We start from the raw sequence: 19,605 nt of genomic DNA, 5'->3' as shown, positions 1-19,605 counted from the left end.
CGCACCTTACGTGCGGGTCCTGGCCGATGTGTGAACGTCCCGCGAACCCTCGGGAGATCACGGGACCAGACCGTCAGGCGTCCAGGAGCCGCCGGGCGAGGATGGTCGCGCCTTTCACGGCCGCCTGGTCGTCCAGTTCCGTGAGCAGCATGCGGGGTGGGGCGCGGAACTTCAGGCGGGTCGCGAGGCGCGATTCCAAGGGCTTCAGGAGCGCGTCGCCGGCCTTGGCCAGGCCGCCGCCTATGACGAGGAGGGCCGGGTCCAGGAGGAGGGTCGTGGCGGCCAGGCCGTCCGCGAGGGTGTCCAGGGCGTCCGACCAGACCCCGGCAGCGCGTTCCTCGTTCTTTCCGGCTCGGGCTATCACCTCTTCGGCCGGGACGGAATCGCCGTAGCGGCGGGAGATGGCGGCGGCGGACGCGTAGGTTTCCAGGCAGCCCTTGTTGCCGCAGGCGCAGTCCTCGCCCTTCGGGCGGACCACCACATGGCCTATTTCTCCGCTCCAGCCGACGGTGCCGGGGTAGGGCGTGCCGTTCAGGATCAGGGCGGCGGCTATGCCTGTTCCTATCGCCATGAAGACGAAGTCGCCCGCGTCGCGGCCCGCGCCGAGAACTGCTTCGGCCAGGCCGCCGGTGCGGACGTCGTGGCCTATCGCGACCGGGATGCCGAGGTGTTCGCCCGCCAGGTGCAGAATCGGGACGTCGCGCCAGCCGAGATTGGCGGAATGGACGGCCGTGCCCGTCGCCTCGTCCACGATTCCGGGCAGCGCTATACCGGCTGCGCGGGCGGGCGAGCCCAGCGAGGCGGCACGGGACGAGAGGTGGGCGGCGAAGTCCAGGATGCCGCCCACCGGGTCGGTGCGGTCGGTGGGCCGGGATTCGGTCGCGAGTACTTCGGAACCGTCGACCAGCGCGGCCTTCATCGTCGTGCCGCCGACGTCCAGGCCGATCAGGGTCATTTGACCGAGCCCGCGGTCAGGCCGCCGATGAGGTAGCGCTCGATGAAGACGAACAGGATGACGACGGGGACGATCGCGATCAGGGACGTGGCGAAAAGGTACTGCCAGTGCGCCTGGTACTGGGTCACGAAGGACGGAATGCCGACCGTCAGCGGGCGCCGGTCGGGGGACGCGGTGACCGTCAGGGCGACGATGTACTCGTTCCACGCCGAGATGAACGTGTAGACGACCGCGGTGACGACACCCGGCATGGAAATGGGCAGGGTGACGCGGGTGAGGGCGCCGACGCGGCCCGCGCCGTCCAGGAACGCGGCCTCTTCCAGTTCCTTCGGGATGCTGGAGAAGTAGCCGTGCAGGATCCAGACGCAGAACGGCAGGTTGAACGCCGCGTTCACCAGGATCAGCGACATCAGGGTGTCGGTCAGATTGAGCGCGACCATTTCCCGGTAGATGCCGATCACCAGGGCGGTCGGCGCGAACATCTGCGTGACGAGGACGAGCAGCAGGAACGCGCCGCGTCCCCGGAAACGGTTGCGGGCCGTGTAGTAGGCGGCGGGCATCGCGCAGGCGAGCGTGACCACGGTGGCGGCGGCCGCGACGGTGAGGGAGACCCGCATGTACGTCCAGACCGGCGCCGCCGACCAGACGTCCACGAAGTTCGACCACGTCCAGTGCGACGGCAGGTAGGTGCCCGGCGACTTGGTGAGTTCGCGCTCGGGTTTGAGCGCGGTGACGAACATCTGCAGGTAGGGCAGCAGGAACGCCAGGGCGACCAGCCAGCCGACGCCCGCGAGGACGATCCGGCGCGTCATCGGACCCTTCCCTTGCTTCGCCGCGGTCATCGGACCTCCTCCCGCCAGCGGGCGGCGCGCAGATACAGCAGCACCATGACGAGGATCAGGACGAAGTTGACGACCGCCATCGCGCCGGACTCGCCGACGTTCTGGTCGTAGAAGGCCAGTTTGTACATGAAGGTGGTGGTGGTGTCGGTCCTGTGGCCGGGGCCGCCGCCGGTCATCGCCCAGATGATCGGGAACGAGTTGAACACGTTGATCACGTTGATGATGGACGCGATCAGCACGGCCGGGCGCAGCAGCGGCAGCGTGATGCGGAAGTAGGTGCGCAGGGTCCCGGCGCCGTCCACGCGGGCCGCCTCGTAGACGTCGGCCGGGATCGTCTGGAGCCCGGCGAGGATCACGAACGAGGTGAACGGGAGCGAGACGAACACCGCGACCCCCATCATCCACAGCATCGCCTGGGTGGGATGGGCCAGCCAGTTCACCGGCTCGTCGATCATGTGCAGGTCCAGCAGCACGCGGTTGACCAGGCCGGAGTAGTTGTCCAGCATCCACTTCCAGATCAGCGCCGTCATCAGCACCGACGCCGCCCACGGGACGACGACGGCCCAGCGGACGACGCGGCGGCCGGGGAAGCGGGCGTTCAGCAGCTGCCCGAGGGCCAGCGACAGCGCCATCGTGACGACGACGACGCCGATGACCCACAGGAGCGTCCGCAGCACGACGGGGATCAGGTCGTCCTCGCCGAACAGGTCGGTGTAGTTCCCGCCGCCGCGGTAGCCGAGCGTGACACCGGACGAGCTGATCTTCTGCAGGGACGTGCGGACCATCTCGATCACGGGCCACAGCACCACGACCGCGATGAGCGCGAGGGACGGGCCGAGCCACAGCAGCGGCGTCAGCGCGCGCCCGAGCCGCCGGAGGAAGGAGGGGCGGGGGGCCGGGGTGGTGCCGGCCCCCCGCTCCCTGGCCTTGAGGTCGTGCACTCAGCCGGCCTTCTCCGCCGTCTCCTGGATCTTGTCCAGGACCTTCTTCGGGTCTTCGTTCGCGACGGAGGAGCCGAGATCCTGCTTGACGGCTCCCGCGACCGCGGACCACGCCGGGTTGGACGTGGGGGCGAACTTCGACGTCGGAAGCGCGTCCACGAACTGCTTCATGTACGGGTCGGAGCTCAGCGCGTCACCGGCCGACTTCGTCACCGGCAGGAAGCCCTCGGTGCTCAGGAACTTGGAGGTGTTCTCCTTCTGGTAGAAGAAGTCGAGGAACTTCTTGATGGCCTCCTTGTTCTTGCCGTCGTCCTTCTTGAACGCGGCGAGAACGTCCATGACGCCGAGCGTGTTGTGCTCGGTACCGCTCTTGCTCGGCAGCGGCGCGACGCCGAAGTTCAGGTTCTTGTTCACCGGGTCGATGAATCCGGCCTTGGTGAACGGGCCGCCGATCGCCATGCCGATCTTGCCCTGCGCGAACTGGTTGAACACCGTCTTGCGGTCGGTGGTCTCCGGGTTCGGCTGGGTCAGCCCGGACTTGTTGAGGTCCTTCAGGAAGGCGAGCGTGTCGACGTTGGCCTTCTGGTTGATGGCCCATTTCCCGGACGCGTCGACCCAGCCGCCGCCGTTGTTCATCGCCCACGAGTAGAACTCGGCCTGCGACTCCTCCGGGCCGAGCGGCAGCCCGTAGCCGGTGGTGCCCGCCTTCTTGATCTTCTGCGCGTCGGCCTTGACCTCGTCCCAGGTGGCGGGCGGGTCGGTGATGCCGGCCTTCTTGAACAGGTCCTTGTTGTAGAAGAGCAGGCGGGCGCTGGAGATGAACGGCAGGCCGTACTGCGCGCCGTCGTACTGCGCCTGCTGGACGAAGGTCGGGGTGAAGTCGCTGAGCGTGCCCGGCGACACCACGTCCGAGGCCTTGTAGATGAGGCCGTCGCGGGCGAAGTCGGAGAAGGCGTTGTAGTTGAGGATGTCGGGAACCTGCTTTGTCTGGACGTAGGTCTTGACCTTTGCGTCCATCTGAGTCCAGTCGACCATCTCCAGGTTGACCTTGTAGCCCGAGTTCTTCGCCTCGAAGTCCTTGATCAGGGCGTCCCAGTAGGGCTTGGTGTTGTCGTCGTAAATCGCGGCGACGAACTTGATGGTCTTTCCGTCGGAGTCGCCACCCGACGAGCTGCCCTTGCCGCATCCGCTGACGCCGAGGGCCACGGTCAGGCCCGCGGCGACGACGCCCATGAGGTGCCGTTTCATCTGTCTCCGCCTTCTCCGGCTTTCGCGCGTGAAAAATAGTGCGCGGTGCGATAGGCCACCGAGCACAAACGCGCGTGGTGGGGACGAAGATAAACACTGGTCCGTACCAGTTCAAGAGCCCCATTGAGCACGACTCTCAACCGTTATGCGAGGTAGCCGGGACGCCGGTCTGGTCCGGTGTCCACGCTGGACTGGTCTGGTCGTCCGACAGCAGCGTCCCGGTGTTCACTCTGAGCGCAGCAGTGCCGCCGTCCTGATCCGGCCGGCGGTGCCGCCGACCTCGTTCCTCGTTGACGGCGGTTTTGTCCCAACTTGACCGGGTAATTCGGCGCCGTACGCGAACCAGACGACGAGGTGGGCAGGACATGAACTTCCGGACCGGACTGGCGGTGGGCGCCGGCGGCGCCCTGGCGGCGCTCTCGGCCCGCCGCCTGGGACGCCGGATGCTGGACGGCCTCGCGACCCGGTTCGAGCGCCGCCTGGACCGGGAGGTCCGGCGGCTCACCGAGAAGGCCGAGCAGGCGGGTCCGCTCGCCAAGGCCGCGCTGGCCGGGATCAACGCGCTGCGCGAGGGCAGGTCCCCGTTCCGCGCGCTGATGAACTTCGGCTGGACGGCGTTGAAGGAGACGCTCGCCCGCATCTTCGGGCGGGGACGAAGGGGGCGGCCGACCAACATCGTCGAACGGACCGACGTGGGTGCGCCGCGCCGCCTCGTGTACGACCAGTGGACGCGGTTCCAGGACTACCCGTCCTTCATGAAGAAGGTCGTCAGCGTCGACCAGGCGTCCGGCACGAAGCTGAACTGGAAGGCGAAGGTCTTCTGGTCCATCCGGACGTGGGAGTCGACGATCGTCGAGCAGGTCCCGGACGAGCACATCGTGTGGCGCTCGAAGGGATCCAAGGGGCACGTGAACGGGACGGTCAGCTTCCACGAAGTGACCCCCGACCTGACCCGCGTCCTGCTCGTCCTGGAGTACCACCCGCAGGGCCTCATGGAGAGGACCGGGAACCTCTGGCGCGCCCAGGGCCGCCGGGCCCGCCTCGAACTGAAGCACTTCCGCCGTCACGTGATGACGCGCTCGCTCATCCGCCCGGACGAGGTGGAGGGCTGGCGCGGCGAGATCCACGACGGCGGGATCGTCACAACCCCCAAGTGAGGAAGCAGACCATGGCACGCGGAAGCCTGATGGGCGGCTCGCCCATCGGACAGATCACCAAACGGCTGCCGGTCGGCCGGCGCAAGCGCGGTCCCGACCTGAGCGCCATCACCAAGAGCCTCCCGAAGTCACTGCCGGGCGGGCGGGCACTCGGCACCGCCGGCGGCGTCCTGCTCGGCGCGGGAGCGGCCGTGGCGGCGAGCCGGGTTCTGGGCGGCCGTCGCGGAGACGGCGGCTCGTCCGGCCCGAGCGACCAGGAGAAGGACGCGAAGCCGGAGCAGACCGACGAGAAGGACGAGCAGCCCACGGCCGAGGAGCAGGGCCAGGGCGTGCTCGGTCGGATCAAGGACACCGTCGGCAGCGCCAAGGACACCGTCGGCGGCGCCCTCCCGGGCGGTGGGCCCAAGAAGAGCGGTGGCGGCGGCGGAAAGAAGGTGAAGGTCACCAACATCGCGGAGCACATCGACATCGGTGCGCCGCGCCGCCTCGTGTACGACCAGTGGACGCGGTTCCAGGACTACCCGTCCTTCATGAAGAAGGTCGTCAGCGTCGACCAGGCCGATGACACGAAGCTGAACTGGAAGGCGAAGATCTTCTGGTCCAGCCGGACGTGGGAGTCGACGATCGTCGAGCAGGTCCCGGACGAGCACATCGTGTGGCGCTCCAAGGGACCCAAGGGGCACGTGGACGGCACGGTCAGCTTCCACAAGCTCTCCCCGAACCTGACCCGCGTCCTCGTCGTGCTGGAGTACCACCCGCAGGGCCTCATGGAGCGGACCGGGAACCTCTGGCGCGCCCAGGGCCGCCGGGCCCGCCTCGAACTGAAGCACTTCCACCGGTACGTGATGACGCAGTCGCTCACGCATCCGGACGACGTCGAGGGGTGGCGCGGCGAGATCCACGACAGCGAGGTCGTCCGGACGCACGAGGAGGCGCTGGACGAGGAGGAACGCGACCGCAAGGAGCGCGAGCAGGAGTACGAGGACGCCCGCTGACGGAGCCGAAAGGGATCGGCGCGGTGGCCGGTCAGCGCGTGACGGTCGCCCTGACCAGCCGGAAGTAGTCGAACGGCCGCAGCGCGTCCGTGCGCCGCCACAGGTGGGCGGGAACGGCGTCGCGCACGCTCACGTTCTCGCCTACCTCGAACCCGCGGTCCTTCAGCAGCGCGTCGATCTCGTCAGGCGCGAACGCGGACCGCCGGGGCTCGCCGCCGTCCCGGACGACCTGCTCGGCGATCTCCGCGTACGCGTCGCCCTCGGCGTCCCGCAGGCCCTCCGGGAGCGCGTAGTCCAGGACGAGTTCGCTGCCGGGCGCCAGCCGGGCGATCTCGCCCAGGGTCTTCGCGACGGTGTCCCGGGTGAGGTAGAAGCTGACGCCCAGCCAGCCGACGAGCGCGGGCCGGCCGAGGTCGAATCCGCCGTCCGCGAGCCGTGCCACCGGATCCTCGGTCTCGAAGTCGACGGGAACGAGGACGACGTTCTCCGGAACCGGGATTCCGGCCGCCTCCAGCAGCCCCTTCTTCCATTCCTGGGTGGCCGGGTGATCGACCTCGAAGACGCGGACGCCGGGGTCGCCGCGGTATCCGTAGCTGTCGAGCCCGGCGCCGAGGACCACGTACTGGTCGTGCCCGGCGATCCGCGCCTCCGTGTACCGGCTCCGGACGGTCGTGACGGCCCTCGTCCCGGCCAGGATGATGTGCTCGCCGCGGGTGCGGTGATAGCCGATCATCTCGTCGGCGAGGCCGCCGGTCAGCCGGGCCGCGAGCGTGTCCTCGAACACCTTCGGCGTTCCGTCCGCGACCAGATGCGCCGCCCGCGCCGCTGCCGAAGAAAGCGCCGTCGAACTGGGTTCTCCGTCGTTCATAAGTAGGCTCCCTTTCCTTCGAAAAGGGAGCCTACAATGCCTTTTATTCAGCATATCAGAGCAAAATAAATTACCGATGAACGTGTCGTCACATTTTCGCTGTCAGCGGTCTGACAGCGATCTGCCAGGGCGTCTCCCGAGACTCGGACCGGAGAAGGGAGAACATCATGATCGACGTCCTCGTCATCGGTGCCGGCCCCGCCGGCCTCACCCTCGCGGTCGACCTCGCCCGGCGCGGTATCCGCCACCGGATCATCGACCCGGGCATCGGCGCCGGGTCGCGCGGGAAGGGGCTGCAGCCCCGCACGCTGGAGGTCTTCGACGACCTCGGGGTGGCCGGCGCGATCCTCGAAGCGGGCGCCCTGTACCCGGCCATCCGTGCGTACGCAGGCGCGGACGTCGTGTGGGAGGGGCGGATGAGTGAACCGAAGACGCCGTCCGCCGACGTCCCGTACCCGAACGTCCTGATGGTCCCGCAGTGGCGGACCGAGCAGATCCTGCGCGACCGCCTGACCGAACTGGGCGGCGAAGTCGAACGGGGAGAGCTGGTCTCTTTCACCCAGGACGCCGGCGGAGTGACCGCCACGCTGGCCGACGGGACGACCATCCGCGCCGCCTATCTCGTCGGCACGGACGGCGGCAGAAGTGTCGTCCGCAAAAACCTCGGCATCGATTTCGCGGGCGAGACGCGCGAAGAAGAGCGCATGCTCATCGGCGACGTCCGGACCGCCGATCTGGACCGCGAGCACTGGCACACCTGGGCGGACATGCGGACTCAGACGCTCCGCATCGGGCTGGTCCCGCTTCCGGGCACCGAGGACTTCCAGTTCACGGCCCCCCTCCAGCCGGGCGAGAAGCCGGACCTCGCCCTCGCCACCTATCAGAAGACCCTGGAGGAGGGCACCGGCCGCACCGACATCCGGCTGACGGAGCTCACCTGGAGCTCGATATACCGGGTCAACATCCGGATGGCCGAACGATTCCGGGACGGCCGCGTCTTCATCGCCGGCGACGCGGCGCACGTCCACTCGCCCGCCGGCGGCCAGGGACTCAACACCGGCGTCCAGGACGCCTACAACCTCGGATGGAAACTGGCCACCGTCATCAAGGGCGGTCCCGCTGCTCTGCTCGACACCTACGAGGAGGAGCGGCTCCCCGTGGCGGCCGGAGTCCTGGGCATCAGCACGAAGCTGTACGAGAAGGCCGTCGAGGGCCAGGCCGACGCCCACCAGCGCGGCGAGGAGACACAGCAGCTCCTCCTCGCCTACCCCGACAGCTCACTCTCCGACGGTCCGCTCGGCGGAACCCGCGCCCCCGACGCCGTCCTTCATGACAGGACGGGCGCCCGGGTACGTCTGCACGACCTGCTGCGAGGCCCCCACACCACCCTGCTGGCCTTCGGCACGCCGGTGAACATCGAGCACCCGGACGTCCGCGTGGTCGCGATCGGCGAATCCGGCGACCACACCGATCCCGGCGGCCAGGCCCGAGCCGCCTACGCAGGCTCCGCCCTGGTCCTGATCCGGCCGGACGGCTACGTCGCCTGCACTGGCGACGCGACCGCGATCCGGACCCACCTGGCCCGTCTCACGCGCGCGGCATAGGCGCCCGGTGCGCCCCGCCCCGCGGGTGCGGTTGGATCTGTCTCGTGTTCTTCGAGGCCGGGAGTCCGGGCCGGTCGGCCGAGGCGGTGCCGGGGCCGCGGGTCGCGCGGGTGATCGTCGGGCTGGTGATGGTCGCCTTCGCCGGGGTGTACGTGCTGGCGGCGCCTTCGCGGACGGAGGGCGCCGCCCGGGCCGCCGCCGCGGCGGTCCTCGCGGTGACGGTCCTGCTGGCGCAGCTCGTCCGGGTCGTGCCGCGCCTGGAGAGGTGGCGCGGCGGCTGGACCGTCCTCGTCCAGGGGGCGGCCGCGTACACGGGCGTGATCGCCTTCGGGACGTCCGTCGGGATCCTCGGCTTCGTCGCCGGGTCGCTGCTGCTCACGAGGGCCTGGCCGCTCGCCGCGGGGGTCGTCGCGAGCGCGGCGCTCATCGACCACCTGCGGAACGGCGCGAGCGCCGACGTCACGATCACCTGCCTGCTGACCGCCCTCGTGGTGTACGGGCTGGTGCGGCTGGCGGACCGGGTGGACGACACGGCGGCGGCCCGGCTGCCGCTCACCCTGGCGGCGGCCGAGAGGGAGCGGCTGCGGATCGCGGCGGAGCTGAACCGGGCCCTCGGGGACGGGCTCCAGGCGATCGCGGCGGGCAGCAGGCGCGCGGTCGGGCGGCCCGAGGAGATCGGCGGCGTGCTGGCGGTGGCCCGGGGGACGCTGAACGACGCGCGGGCCGCGGCGGCGGACTTCCGCAGCATGTCGCTCGCGCCGGAGGTGACGGCGGCGCGGGCCCTGCTGGACGCGGCGGGTGTCGAGGCCGAGGTGCGCGGCGGGCACCGGGAGCCGCTCGGCCCGGCCGGGGCGCTGCTGGCGATGGTCCTGCGGGAGGCGGTCACCGATGTGGTCCGCGCGGAGACGGCGCGGACCTGCGTGATCGAGACGTCGGAGGACGGCGGCCTGGTCAGGCTGCGGGTGGTCAACGACGGTGTCCGCACGGCCGAGCAGGGCGCGGGCGGGCTGGTGGAGGCGGCCGCGCGGGTCCGCGCCGCGGGCGGGGCCTTCTCCGCGGGGCTGGGGAACGACGGCCGGTTCGTGGTGGAGGCGGCCGTCGCGGCGGGGGAGCGCCCGGTGAGCCTGCCCGACCGTGCGGCGTACCGGCTGTCACTGGCGTTGCTGGCCGCGGTGCTGGCCGGGTTCTCCGTCAAGGGGCTGCTGGCGGTCCCGTGGGGACCGGGGTGGCCGGCCGCCGCCGCACTGCTGCTTCTGGCCTCGGCGACGCAGCTGTTCTGGGCCGGTCGCGGGCGTCCGGGATGGTGGCCCCTGATCCTGGCGGTGCTCAGCTTCGCGCCCGTCCCGGTGTTCGGGCAGGCATGGCTCGGCGTCGCCGGGTTCCTCGCCGGGACCTTCCTGGTCGGCCTGCCGAGACGGGCGTCCGTCCCGCTGGTCGCGGTGACCATGGCCTCGGTCGGGACGGGCGCGCGGATGCTGGGGCTCGGGACGGCGGCCGTCGTCAACTACGTGGTCAGCACGCTGGTGACGGGTCTGGTCGTGTACGGGCTCGTCCGGCTGGCGCGGCTCGTGCGGGATCTGCAGGCTGCGGGGGAGGAACTGGCCAGGGCGGCCACCGTCCAGGAGCGGCTGCGGGCGGCGCGGGACCTGCACGATCTGCTCGGGCACAGCCTGGCGGCGATCCTGCTCAAGTGCGAGCTGGCGAGACGGCTGGCCGACGTGGATCCCGCTCGGTCCCGCAAGGAGCTCGCCGAGATCGTCGACATGGCCGACCAGGCCCGCGGGGACCTGCGCACCGCGACCGGCGGGGACACCGAGCTCTCCCTCGAAGGGGAGGTCGCGTCGGCGCGGTCCGTGCTCACGGCGGCCGGCGTCGAGGTCGAGGTCGAGCCCGGACTGGAGCACCCGGATCTGGACGGCAGGGTGTCGGCGGTGCTCGGGACCGTCCTGCGGGAGGCGGTGACCAATGTGCTGCGGCACAGCGCCGCCACCCGGTGCACCATCCAGACCGGGCGGGACGGCGACGCCGTCCGGCTGGTCGTGGAGAACGACGGGCTCGACCCGGACGCGCCCAGGACTCCGCCGGGCGCGGGCATCGGGAACCTGACCACGCGGCTGGCCTCGTTCGGCGGGACGCTCAGCGCGCGCGCCGACGGTGCGGGGCACTTCCGGCTGGAGGCGAGGATCGGCTAGAGCCAGCCGGCCTCGCGGGCGATGCGGGCGGCGTCGGTGCGGTTGCGGGCGTTGAGCTTGGTGACGGCGGCGGTCAGGTAGTTGCGCACCGTCCCCGCGGACAGGTGGAGGCGTCCGGCGATCTCCGGCGCGTCGGCCCCGTCCGCGGCCAGCCGCAGGACGTCGGTCTCGCGCGGCGTGAGCGGGTTGTCGGCCAGATCCCACGCGGTCAGGGCGAGCTTCGGATCGAGGACGCGTTCGCCGGCGGCGACCTTCCTGATGCCGGCCGCCAACTCGTCCGGGGGCGCGGTCTTCAGCAGGAAACCGCGGACGCCGGCCGTGAGGGCGCGGCGCAGGTGCCCGGGCTTGCCGTGCCCGGTGAGGATCAGGACCGCGATGTCCGGGAGGGCGGCGTGCAGGGCGGCGGCCGCGGCGAGGCCGTCCATGACGGGCATGTCGATGTCCAGCACGGCCACGTCAGGACGGGCGGAACGGGCCGCGGCCTGCACCTCGTCCCCGCGCTCCACCTCGGCGACCACGGTCAGGTCGGGCTCCAGCGCGAGCAGTGCGGCGAGAGCGCCGCGCACGACGTGGTGGTCGTCGGCCAGCAGCACCTTGATCACTCCTCATGTCTACCAGCGACGCCGTCACGCCCGGACCCATGACGAGATCACGGGTGACCGGTGTTCACGTCTCTGGTCCGTGAATCTCCAGGTCAGAAGACTTGTCGTCATGAACGACGCGGTGCGCATGGAGAAGGTCAGCAAGGTCTACGGACGCGGCAGAGGCGCGGTCGCGGCGCTGCGGGAGGTGACGGCGACGATCCCGAAGGGGCTGTTCACTGCGGTGATGGGGCCGTCGGGCTCGGGCAAGAGCACGTTCCTGCACTGCGCCGCCGGCCTCGACACCCCGACGTCCGGCACGGTGCGGCTTGGCGACACGGAACTGTCCGCGATGAACGAGACGAGACTGACCGAGCTGCGGAGGCGGCGGGTCGGCTTCGTGTTCCAGGCGTTCAACCTGATCCCGTCGCTGACCGTGGAGCAGAACATCACCCTGCCGCTGCGCCTGTCACGGGCCCCTGTGGACAAGGCGTGGCTGAAGGAGGTGGTGGCCCGGGTCGGTCTGGCCGAGCGCGCGGGGCACCGGCCCTCGCAACTGTCCGGCGGGCAGCAGCAGCGGGTCGCGATAGCGCGAGCCCTGGTCACCCGTCCGGACGTGGTGTTCGGGGACGAGCCGACCGGCGCGCTGGACACGATGACGGCCCGCGAGGTGCTGACCCTACTGAGGGAGACGGTCGACGGGATGGGCCAGACGGTCGTGATGGTCACCCATGATCCGGTCGCCGCCTCGTACGCCGACACGGTGCTGTTCCTGGCCGACGGACGGATCGCCGACTCGCTGGAGGCCCCGTCCAGCGACAAGGTCGCCGCCCGCATGACCCGTCTGGGGGCGTGGAAGTGATGCTGTGGATCGTCGTCAGCACGTTGCGGCACCGCAAGGCCGGGTTCGCGGGAGCGTTCGCCGCCCTCTTCTGCGCGGCCGCCCTGGTCTGCGCGTGCGGTGTCCTGCTCGACACCGGCCTGCGCGGCTCGATCGCCCCCGAACGGTACGCGGGTTCGCCGGTCATCGTCACCGGAGACCAGTTCGTCCACCAGACGATCGTCAAGAAGAAGGGGAAGAGGAAGCACAAGGCCAAGGCGATCGCCGAGCGTGCGTGGCTGCCCGCCTCCGTCGCGGGCAGGCTCCGGGCGGCGGAGGACGTCCGGGACGTGGTGACGGAGGTGTCCTTCCCGGCCGAGATCGGCCGCGCCGACGGAGGCCGCGAATCGTGGGGGCACGGGTGGGAGTCGGCGGCGCTCACTCCGTTCACCCTCCGAGAGGGACACGCCCCCACCGCTGGCGACGAGATCGTCATCGACGCGGCGACGGCCCGCACGCGGGGGCTCCGCCCAGGCGCGACCGTGAAGGTCGCGTCGGCCGTCCCTGGCACCTACCGCGTCGTCGGCGTGACGAAGCAGTCCCTTGAGCACCAGACCGCCGTCTTCTTCTCGACCGCCGAGGCGGCGCGGCTGTCCGGGCGGGACGGGAAGATCACCGCCATCGGCGCCCGCGGCTCGGAGAGGGCGATCGAGGACGCCCTGCGCGGCACGAACGCCACCGTCCACCTCGGGAAGGACCGGGGCAGGGCGGAGTTCCTCGGCGCGGAGAAGTCCCGGATCAAGCTGATCAGCATGGGCGGCGCGCTCGGCGGGACCGCCCTGCTCGTCGCGATCCTCGTCGTGTCCGGCACGTTCGCGCTGTCGGTGCGGCAGCGGGAACGGGAGATCGCGCTGCTGCGGGCGGTCGCCGCGACGCCGCGGCAGATCCGCCGCATGATCGGGCGCGAGGCGCTGCTGGTCGGCCTCGTCGCCGGCCCGCCGGGCGCGGCGGCCGGGCTGCCGGTGGCGTTCTGGCTGCGGGACCGGTTCCGCGGGCTCGGCGCGCTGCCGCCCAACCTCGATCTCGTGCTGAGCCCGTTCCCGCCGCTCGCCGCCACCCTCGCCGCCGCCGTCGCGGCCTTCGCCGCCGCCCGGATCACGGCGCGGCGGACGGCGCGGATCCGGCCCGTCGAAGCGCTCGGCGACACCGCCCTGGACCGCGGCGGATCCGGCGCCGTCAGGGTCCTTGCCGGACTCGCCGTCACCGCCGGGGCCGCAGCCCTGACGGTCGTGCTGTCGAACCTCCACACGGAGGCGGCGTCCAGCCCGGTCACCGTGCTGACCGCGCTCGTCTGGACGGTCGCGGCCGCCCTCCTCGGCCCGGTGATCGTGCGTGCGGCGGTCGCCGTGCTCACCGTCCCGCTACGGCTCTCGCCGGTCGGCGGGCGGCTCGCGGCCGCGAACCTCGGCACGGGAGCGCGGCGGTATGCGGCCGTCGTCGTCCCGCTCACGCTGATGACCGCTCTGACCTCGACGATCCTGTTCGCTCAGACGACCACGGGCCACGCGGTGACCCGGCAGGCGGGCGACGGCGTCATCGCGGCGCACGTCGCGGGGCCGAAGGTCGCGCACACCACGGCCGTGGAGGCCCGCCGGTCGCCCGGGGTGACGGCCGTGACGGAGATCCTGCGGAGCACCGTCCGGGTGGGGCTGGAGAACTACGGCGTCCAGGGCGTCACGCCGGACGGACTGGACCGCACGATGGACCTGGACGTCCGGGCGGGCTCGCTCACGAACCTGAACCCGTCCACCATCGCGGTGAGCACGACGGCCGCGGACCGCCTCGGCGTCCGGCTGGGTGATCGGCTGCGGCTCACGCTCGGCGACGGCACCCCCGTCGCGCCCACGGTGATCGCCGTCTACGCGCGCGGTCTCGGCTTCGGTGATCTGACCGTCGCCCACGACCTGCTGTCCGCGCATGTGGACGACCCGCGCGGCACCCTCCTGATCGCGGGCAGGGCCCCCGCCGGGCTCCCGACCTCGGATCCCGCCACGGTCGCGGGGGACACGGCGTCCGCCAACGCCGAGGTCAACTACGTCGCCATGGCCCTGATCATCGCCTTCACGGCGATCGCCGTGGTGAACACCCTCGCGATGTCCACCGCCGGCCGCGGCAGGGAGTTCGCCCTGCTGCGCCTGACCGGGGCGACCCGGCGGCAGGTCATGCGGATGCTCGGCTGGGAGACCCTGGCCGTCGTCGCCACCGCCGCCGTCCTCGGCACCGCGATCGCCGTGGCGACGCTCACCGCGTTCGGTGCCGGGATGACGGGCGGTGCCCCGTACATCCCGCCGCTCGGTCAGCTGGGCGTCCTCGGCTGGGCCGCCGTCCTCGCCGTGGTCGCCACCGCCCTGCCCGCCCGGCTGGCCATGGCCGCCCGACCCGCCGACACGATCTCCGCCCGGGAATGATCAGGCGCGGGTCCTGGTGGTGCCGCCGGTGATCTGGAGGACCTGGCCGACGAGCGTGGGGAGCCGCTCGTCGGCCAGGAACGCGATCGCGGCCGCGACCTCCTCGGGCGTCGCGATCCGGCCGAGCGGCGCCCGCGCGGCGTACCGGGCGCGGATCTCCGCGACCGTCACGCCGGCGGCCGCCGCGTCCACCTCCAGCCGGGGGGTGTCGATCGCGCTCGGCGCGACGGCGTTCACCGCGATGCCGAGCGGGGCCAGCTCCCGGCCGAGCGACTTCGTGAGCGCGATGATCCCGGCCTTGGCCGCGGAGTAGGCGGTCGCGTCCGGCCATCCGATCAGCCCCCACTCGGACGCGACGAACACCATCCGGCCGCCGCCGCGGTCCACCATTCCCGGCAGCACGGCCTGCACGCACGCGAACGTCCCGCCGAGGTCGACGTCGATCGTCCGCCACCAGTCGGCGAGGTCGTGCCGGGCGAACGGGGCCATCGCCATCCGGGCCGCGCCGGTGACGAGAAGGCCGACCTGCTCGCCCGTCCGGGCCTCGACCTCCTCGACCATCGTGGTCACCGCGTCGGGATCGGCGACGTCCGCCGGCGCGGCGACCCCGCCCAGCTCTGCGGCGAGGCCGGTCACGTCCCGGCCGGGGCGGTCGTTGACGGCGACGAGGTACCCGTCGGACGCGAGCCGCCGCGCGACCGCCGTGCCGAGCCCGCCGGCCGCCCCGGTGATCAGCGCGACGGTCATCAGATCACCGCCCCGGCGTTCGGGGAGAGGATCTCGCCGATGCAGTACGTGCCGTCCTCGACCAGATAGGCGGCGGTCAGCGCGACCTCCTCCGCGGACGTCAGCCGCCCGGTCGGCAGGGTCTGCAGGTAGGACGGCCTGCGCCAGGGGGAGTCGGGCGGCAGCAGCGGCGTGTCGGTCGGGCCGGGCGCCACCCCGTTCACCCGCACCCCGGACGGCGCCAGCTCGACGGCCAGCGACCGGACGAGCCCGATCATCGCGCCCTTGGCCGCCGCGTAGTGCGCCTCGGCGTACCCGCCGCCGACGGCCAGATCGGACGTGATCGCGACCACGGCGCCCCGGCCCCGCTCCACCATCCCCGGCGTCACGGCCTTGCACACGTTCACCGTGCCGCCGAGATGCACCCGCAGCATCCGCCGCCAGTCGGCCCAGCCGATGTCGGACACCGGGACGATCGCGTAGTGCCCGGCCGCGCACAGCGCCGCCTCGACCGGTCCCATCTCCCGCTCGATCCGCCGGACTGTGGCGCACACCTGCGCCTGGTCCGCGACGTCCAGGCTCACCGAGTGGTCGGCGTCCGCGGCCGGGCGCAGGTCGAGCCCCGCCGTGCGCCAGCCCCGCCCGGACAGCTCGCGCACCATCGCGGCGCCGATGCCGCCGGCGGCACCGGTGACGAGCGCGATCCGACTGCGCATCCGCTCACCTCGAAACCTCGGAAGGCTCCAGGCAAACCCGGCATAACCGCTGGTGACAAGGGCCGTGGGGGATTCTTGGCCGAACGCACCGCGGCATGCCCGGCCTTTCGTGCCGTTCTCCAAAAAACCCGGTCACGGGCCCGGACCACCGCTTCGCGGGGGTGAGATGGTGAGGATGTGACCAGCGATCCCGAGGTGCAGCGCCTCACCGTCCGGCGGCTCATCGAGGTGCCGCGCTTCCGGCTGCGCCTGGTCGCCGGCGAGGACGGCCTCGACCGCCCGATCAGCTGGGCGCACTCCACCGAGCTGCTCGACCCCGCCCCCTACCTGCGCGGCCACGAGATCGTCCTGACGGTCGGCGCGGCCCTGCGGGACGCGGGCACCTGCACCGCGTTCGCCGACTCGGTCAAGGCCGGCCGCGGCAGCGCGATCGGCTTCGGCGTCGGGGACGTCGCCGACGCCGCGCCGGAGGCGCTGCGCATGGCCTGCGACCGCAACGGCCTCCCGCTGGTGGAGGTGCCGCCCGAGGTGCCGTTCCTCGGCTTCACCGAGTGGTTCGCCGAGCGGCTCGCGTCCACCTGGGACGAACGGCACGAACGGGAGGAGACCGGGCGGCTGCTGCGCATGGTGCAGGACGGCCTCGCGTCCGCCGAGGCGCTCCGCCCGCGGATCGACGACGCCGGGCTCGACCCCGCCTCGCTGCTGGTGATCGCGATGGACGGCGCCGAGGAGGAATTGCCCGGCGTCCTCGGCGTGGACGGCGACACGTCGCTTCTCATCACCAACGACGCGCACGCCTGGACCGAGCCCGCCGGCGTCGGCAGCGCCGGCTCGCTGGAGCATCTGCCGATGTCCATCAGCGAGAGTCTCGCCGCGCTGGACACCGCCCGCCGCACCGGCGGGGTCGTCCACGTCTCCGACCTCGCCACGTTCCAGGCCCTGCTCGGCCGGCTCGACCAGGACCAGCTGGCCCCGTTCCTGGAGCAGATCGCCCGGCCGCTCAACGACTACGACAGCGCGCACGGGACCCGGCTCGTCGCGACGCTCCGCACCTTCCTGGACATGGGCGGCGCGGTCGGCGCGACGTCCCGCGCCCTGTTCCTGCACCCGAACACCCTTCGCCACCGGCTCTCCCGGATCGAGGCGCTCACCGGCCGCAATCCGCTGCGTTTCGAGGACCGGGTGGCGCTGGCGATAGCGATCTGGGCGAGCCGCTGACGGCGCCCCGCCCGCCGAGTGCGCTTTCCGGGCCGGACCGACGAATAACCAGGAACGGGACAATGAACAACGGACGCGCGGTCAGTGAAATGTCGGAAGAGTCGGATAACAAAATGTCTGGCCTCCGAGTCCGATCGTCGTGCCGCGGGGACAGCGCACCGTGGCCGCCCCGTTAGTGATCGATCCGGTCTGGCCCGCCCGTGCGCGCCCCGGAGATTCGCCACCCGGCCAACACGCATCCCATCAGGCGCGCCCGTCACGTCAACCTCGGAGTCCTGCCCACTCTGCGTATTCATTAATGTCCTGAATTGAAATACGGACAGACCCGTATTTCGCATTTCTGGCCCGCCCCATGGCGCCCGGTCTAGGTTTGCGGGAGATGCCCGCCCTTACCGCTGAAGGAGCGTCGGACCGATGACGGATACCGCCCCCGGCCCGGAACACGGACCGGACAGCAAGATCAATACTGATGTTCCGCAGTCGGCCCGGATCTGGAACTACTGGCTCGGCGGAACCGACAACTACGAGATCGACCGGGTCGCCGGCGACCAGTACGTCGCGCTGTACCCGGGAATCGTGGACATCGCCCGCGCCGGCCGCTACTTCATGGACCGCGCGATCCGGCTCCTCGCCCGCGACCGCGGGATCCGCCAGTTCATGGACTGCGGGACCGGCCTGCCCACCGTCGACAACACCCACGAGATGGCCCGGCGCGCCGCCCCCGACGCCAAGGTCGTCTACGTCGACAACGACCCGCTCGTCCTCGCGCACGCCCGCGCCCTGATGAACGAGGGCCGTACCGCCTACATCGACTGCGACCTGCACGACCCCAAGACGATCATGGAAGCGGCGTCCGGGCTGCTGGACCTGTCCCAGCCGGTCGGGCTGATGATCATCGGCGTGATGGGGCACATCGTCGACCCCGACGAGGCGTACGGCGTCGTCCGCGGGCTGATGGAGCCGCTGGCGTCCGGCAGCCACCTCATCCTGCACGACTCCACCGACCAGAACGACGCGTTCAACGCGGCCCAGCGCGCCTACGACGAGACCGGCGCCATCCCGTTCCGGCTGCGCAGCCCCGAGTTCATCCGCGGCTACTTCGACGGCCTCGACATCGTCGAGCCGGGGCTGGTGACGAGCGGCGCGTGGCGCCCGGAGGTGGAGTCGATCGAGATCGAAGACCTCCCGACCCTGTGCGCCGTGGCCCGCAAACCCTGACACGTCACCCCGGGTACCACCCGCAGGTCCCCCTGCCTGGCGTGAAGGCTACGTCGCGCACGGTCTCCTTCCCGGCGCACAGCGTGAAGCTATAGTGAGAGCGGTCGTTCACGCCGTCCTCCGACGAGGAGTCCCCCTTGGCCTCCGTCACGATCACCGGCAGCAGGGAATCATCCACGGCACGCGCGCGATCGGTCCATGCCGCCCGGGCGCAGGGCGACCCGCTCGTACCGCGGATGCTGCTGGGCAAGCGCCTCCGCGAGCTGCGGGAGGCGGCGCGGCTGTCCCGGCGGGACGCCGGACGCGCGATCGACGGCTCCGAGTCCAAGATCACCCGGCTGGAGCTGGGCCGCACCCGCGTCCGGAGCGGCGAGGTCGCCCGGCTGCTCGACCGCTACGGCGCGGACGCCGCCGAGCGCACCACCCTGCTCGCCCTCGCCGAGCAGTCCGGCGCGCGGGCCTGGTGGTACGACGACGGCGACATCGTCCCGTCCTGGGTCCGCGACTATCTCAGCGCCGAGCAGGCGGCCAGGCTGGTCCGCACCTTCGAGGCGCAGTTCGTCCCGGGCCTGCTGCAGACCGAGGACTACGCCCGCGCGCTGATCCGCCGCGCCGGTCCCGACCCGGAGACCGAGCGGCGCGTCGAGTTCCGGATGCGGCGGCAGTACGTGCTGCGCCGCCGGCCGCGTCCGCTGAACCTGTGGATCGTCGTGGACGAGGCGGCGCTGTGGCGTCCCATCGGCTCGCCGGAGACGATGCGCGGCCAGATCCGGCACATCGCCGAGATGTGCAGGCGGCCGAACGTGACCGTCCAGGTCGCGCCGTTCGGCGTCTCCGGCCGGGTGGCCGGCGACGGGCCGCTCACCCTCGTCCGGTTCCCGCAGCAGGGCCTTCAGGACATGGTCTACCTGGAGCGGCCCGGCGGCGCCGGCTACCCCGTGCGCCGGGCGGAGATCGAGCGGCACTGGCACGTCTTCAACACGCTGGTGACCGAGGCCGCGCCGCCCGAGCGGACACCGCACATCCTCGCCGGGATTCTCACCACCTACTGACCGT

General features: G+C 71.5%; 17 protein-coding genes. 9 read left to right on the top strand and 8 right to left on the bottom strand.

Annotated features, from left to right (window positions below; translation table 11 throughout):
• Positions 1 to 73 precede the first annotated feature (73 nt).
• Genes ACQPZP_RS36710 through ACQPZP_RS36695 form a run of 4 tightly spaced genes read right to left on the bottom strand, consistent with a single transcriptional unit; the run spans position 74 to position 3,986 of the window.
• Positions 74 to 955 (bottom strand): ROK family protein, encoded by an 882-nt coding sequence (locus ACQPZP_RS36710; RefSeq protein WP_433474264.1) that lies wholly within the window; start codon positions 953 to 955, stop codon positions 74 to 76.
• Complete coding sequence (locus tag ACQPZP_RS36705) at positions 952 to 1,797, bottom strand: carbohydrate ABC transporter permease (protein WP_433474263.1); 846 nt, start codon at positions 1,795 to 1,797, stop codon at positions 952 to 954. Before ACQPZP_RS36705 ends, ACQPZP_RS36710 begins: the two co-directional genes overlap by 4 nt.
• Entirely contained in the window at positions 1,794 to 2,738 is a 945-nt protein-coding gene (locus tag ACQPZP_RS36700) for a carbohydrate ABC transporter permease (protein ID WP_433474262.1), read from the bottom strand. Before ACQPZP_RS36700 ends, ACQPZP_RS36705 begins: the two co-directional genes overlap by 4 nt.
• Entirely contained in the window at positions 2,739 to 3,986 is a 1,248-nt protein-coding gene (locus tag ACQPZP_RS36695; RefSeq protein WP_433474261.1) for an extracellular solute-binding protein, read from the bottom strand. It lies immediately after the preceding gene.
• A gap of 365 nt (positions 3,987 to 4,351) precedes the next feature.
• Between ACQPZP_RS36695 and ACQPZP_RS36690 the strand changes: the two genes are divergently transcribed.
• Both ACQPZP_RS36690 and ACQPZP_RS36685 read left to right on the top strand, forming a co-directional pair.
• The gene (locus tag ACQPZP_RS36690; RefSeq protein WP_433474260.1) at positions 4,352 to 5,143 is read left to right on the top strand and encodes an SRPBCC family protein; all 792 of its coding nucleotides are present in this window, start codon (positions 4,352 to 4,354) and stop codon (positions 5,141 to 5,143) included.
• A gap of 11 nt (positions 5,144 to 5,154) precedes the next feature.
• Positions 5,155 to 6,138, top strand: a complete 984-nt coding sequence (locus ACQPZP_RS36685; protein ID WP_433474259.1) for an SRPBCC family protein — start codon at positions 5,155 to 5,157, stop codon at positions 6,136 to 6,138.
• Positions 6,139 to 6,169: 31 nt separating this feature from the next.
• Here ACQPZP_RS36685 and ACQPZP_RS36680 read toward each other — a convergent pair whose 3' ends face one another.
• Positions 6,170 to 7,006, bottom strand: coding sequence for a class I SAM-dependent methyltransferase (locus ACQPZP_RS36680; RefSeq protein WP_433474258.1), 837 nt, complete (start codon positions 7,004 to 7,006; stop codon positions 6,170 to 6,172).
• A 167-nt stretch (positions 7,007 to 7,173) separates the two neighbouring features.
• Here ACQPZP_RS36680 and ACQPZP_RS36675 point away from each other — a divergent pair, with 167 nt between their 5' ends.
• Together ACQPZP_RS36675 and ACQPZP_RS36670 are read left to right on the top strand one after the other, a co-directional pair.
• Positions 7,174 to 8,610 (top strand): FAD-dependent monooxygenase, encoded by a 1,437-nt coding sequence (locus ACQPZP_RS36675; RefSeq protein ID WP_433474257.1) that lies wholly within the window; start codon positions 7,174 to 7,176, stop codon positions 8,608 to 8,610.
• Positions 8,611 to 8,654: 44 nt separating this feature from the next.
• A complete protein-coding gene (locus tag ACQPZP_RS36670) occupies positions 8,655 to 10,802 on the top strand; it encodes a histidine kinase (protein ID WP_433474256.1) in 2,148 nt (715 codons plus the stop codon).
• On the opposite strand, the gene ACQPZP_RS36665 is transcribed toward ACQPZP_RS36670, so the two are convergent.
• Positions 10,799 to 11,404 (bottom strand): response regulator transcription factor, encoded by a 606-nt coding sequence (locus ACQPZP_RS36665; RefSeq protein WP_433474255.1) that lies wholly within the window; start codon positions 11,402 to 11,404, stop codon positions 10,799 to 10,801. The genes ACQPZP_RS36670 and ACQPZP_RS36665 overlap by 4 nt on opposite strands.
• A 109-nt stretch (positions 11,405 to 11,513) precedes the next feature.
• Between ACQPZP_RS36665 and ACQPZP_RS36660 the strand changes: the two genes are divergently transcribed.
• Together ACQPZP_RS36660 and ACQPZP_RS36655 are read left to right on the top strand one after the other, a co-directional pair.
• On the top strand, positions 11,514 to 12,245 hold the full coding sequence (locus ACQPZP_RS36660; RefSeq protein WP_433474254.1) for an ABC transporter ATP-binding protein: 732 nt from the start codon (positions 11,514 to 11,516) through the stop codon (positions 12,243 to 12,245).
• Positions 12,245 to 14,671 (top strand): ABC transporter permease, encoded by a 2,427-nt coding sequence (locus ACQPZP_RS36655; protein WP_433479732.1) that lies wholly within the window; start codon positions 12,245 to 12,247, stop codon positions 14,669 to 14,671. Before ACQPZP_RS36660 ends, ACQPZP_RS36655 begins: the two co-directional genes overlap by 1 nt.
• On the opposite strand, the gene ACQPZP_RS36650 is transcribed toward ACQPZP_RS36655, so the two are convergent.
• Positions 14,672 to 15,418 (bottom strand): SDR family NAD(P)-dependent oxidoreductase, encoded by a 747-nt coding sequence (locus ACQPZP_RS36650; RefSeq protein WP_433474253.1) that lies wholly within the window; start codon positions 15,416 to 15,418, stop codon positions 14,672 to 14,674.
• Entirely contained in the window at positions 15,418 to 16,113 is a 696-nt protein-coding gene (locus ACQPZP_RS36645) for an SDR family NAD(P)-dependent oxidoreductase (protein ID WP_433474252.1), read from the bottom strand. Before ACQPZP_RS36645 ends, ACQPZP_RS36650 begins: the two co-directional genes overlap by 1 nt.
• A 177-nt stretch (positions 16,114 to 16,290) precedes the next feature.
• Here ACQPZP_RS36645 and ACQPZP_RS36640 point away from each other — a divergent pair, with 177 nt between their 5' ends.
• The 3 genes from ACQPZP_RS36640 (at position 16,291) to ACQPZP_RS36630 (ending at position 19,601) form a co-directional block, all read left to right on the top strand.
• Positions 16,291 to 17,331, top strand: coding sequence for a PucR family transcriptional regulator (locus ACQPZP_RS36640; protein ID WP_433474251.1), 1,041 nt, complete (start codon positions 16,291 to 16,293; stop codon positions 17,329 to 17,331).
• A 414-nt stretch (positions 17,332 to 17,745) separates the two neighbouring features.
• The gene (locus tag ACQPZP_RS36635) at positions 17,746 to 18,549 is read left to right on the top strand and encodes an SAM-dependent methyltransferase (RefSeq protein WP_433474250.1); all 804 of its coding nucleotides are present in this window, start codon (positions 17,746 to 17,748) and stop codon (positions 18,547 to 18,549) included.
• A 137-nt stretch (positions 18,550 to 18,686) separates the two neighbouring features.
• Positions 18,687 to 19,601 (top strand): helix-turn-helix domain-containing protein, encoded by a 915-nt coding sequence (locus ACQPZP_RS36630; RefSeq protein ID WP_433474249.1) that lies wholly within the window; start codon positions 18,687 to 18,689, stop codon positions 19,599 to 19,601.
• Positions 19,602 to 19,605 lie beyond the last annotated feature (4 nt).

Origin of the sequence: Spirillospora sp. CA-142024, from assembly GCF_050942325.1 — a bacterium.
In the GTDB taxonomy this organism is placed as follows: Bacteria; Actinomycetota; Actinomycetes; order Streptosporangiales; family Streptosporangiaceae; genus Spirillospora.
Note: the sequence above shows the minus strand (reverse complement) of the source record. Positions and strands in the feature narration are given on the sequence as shown.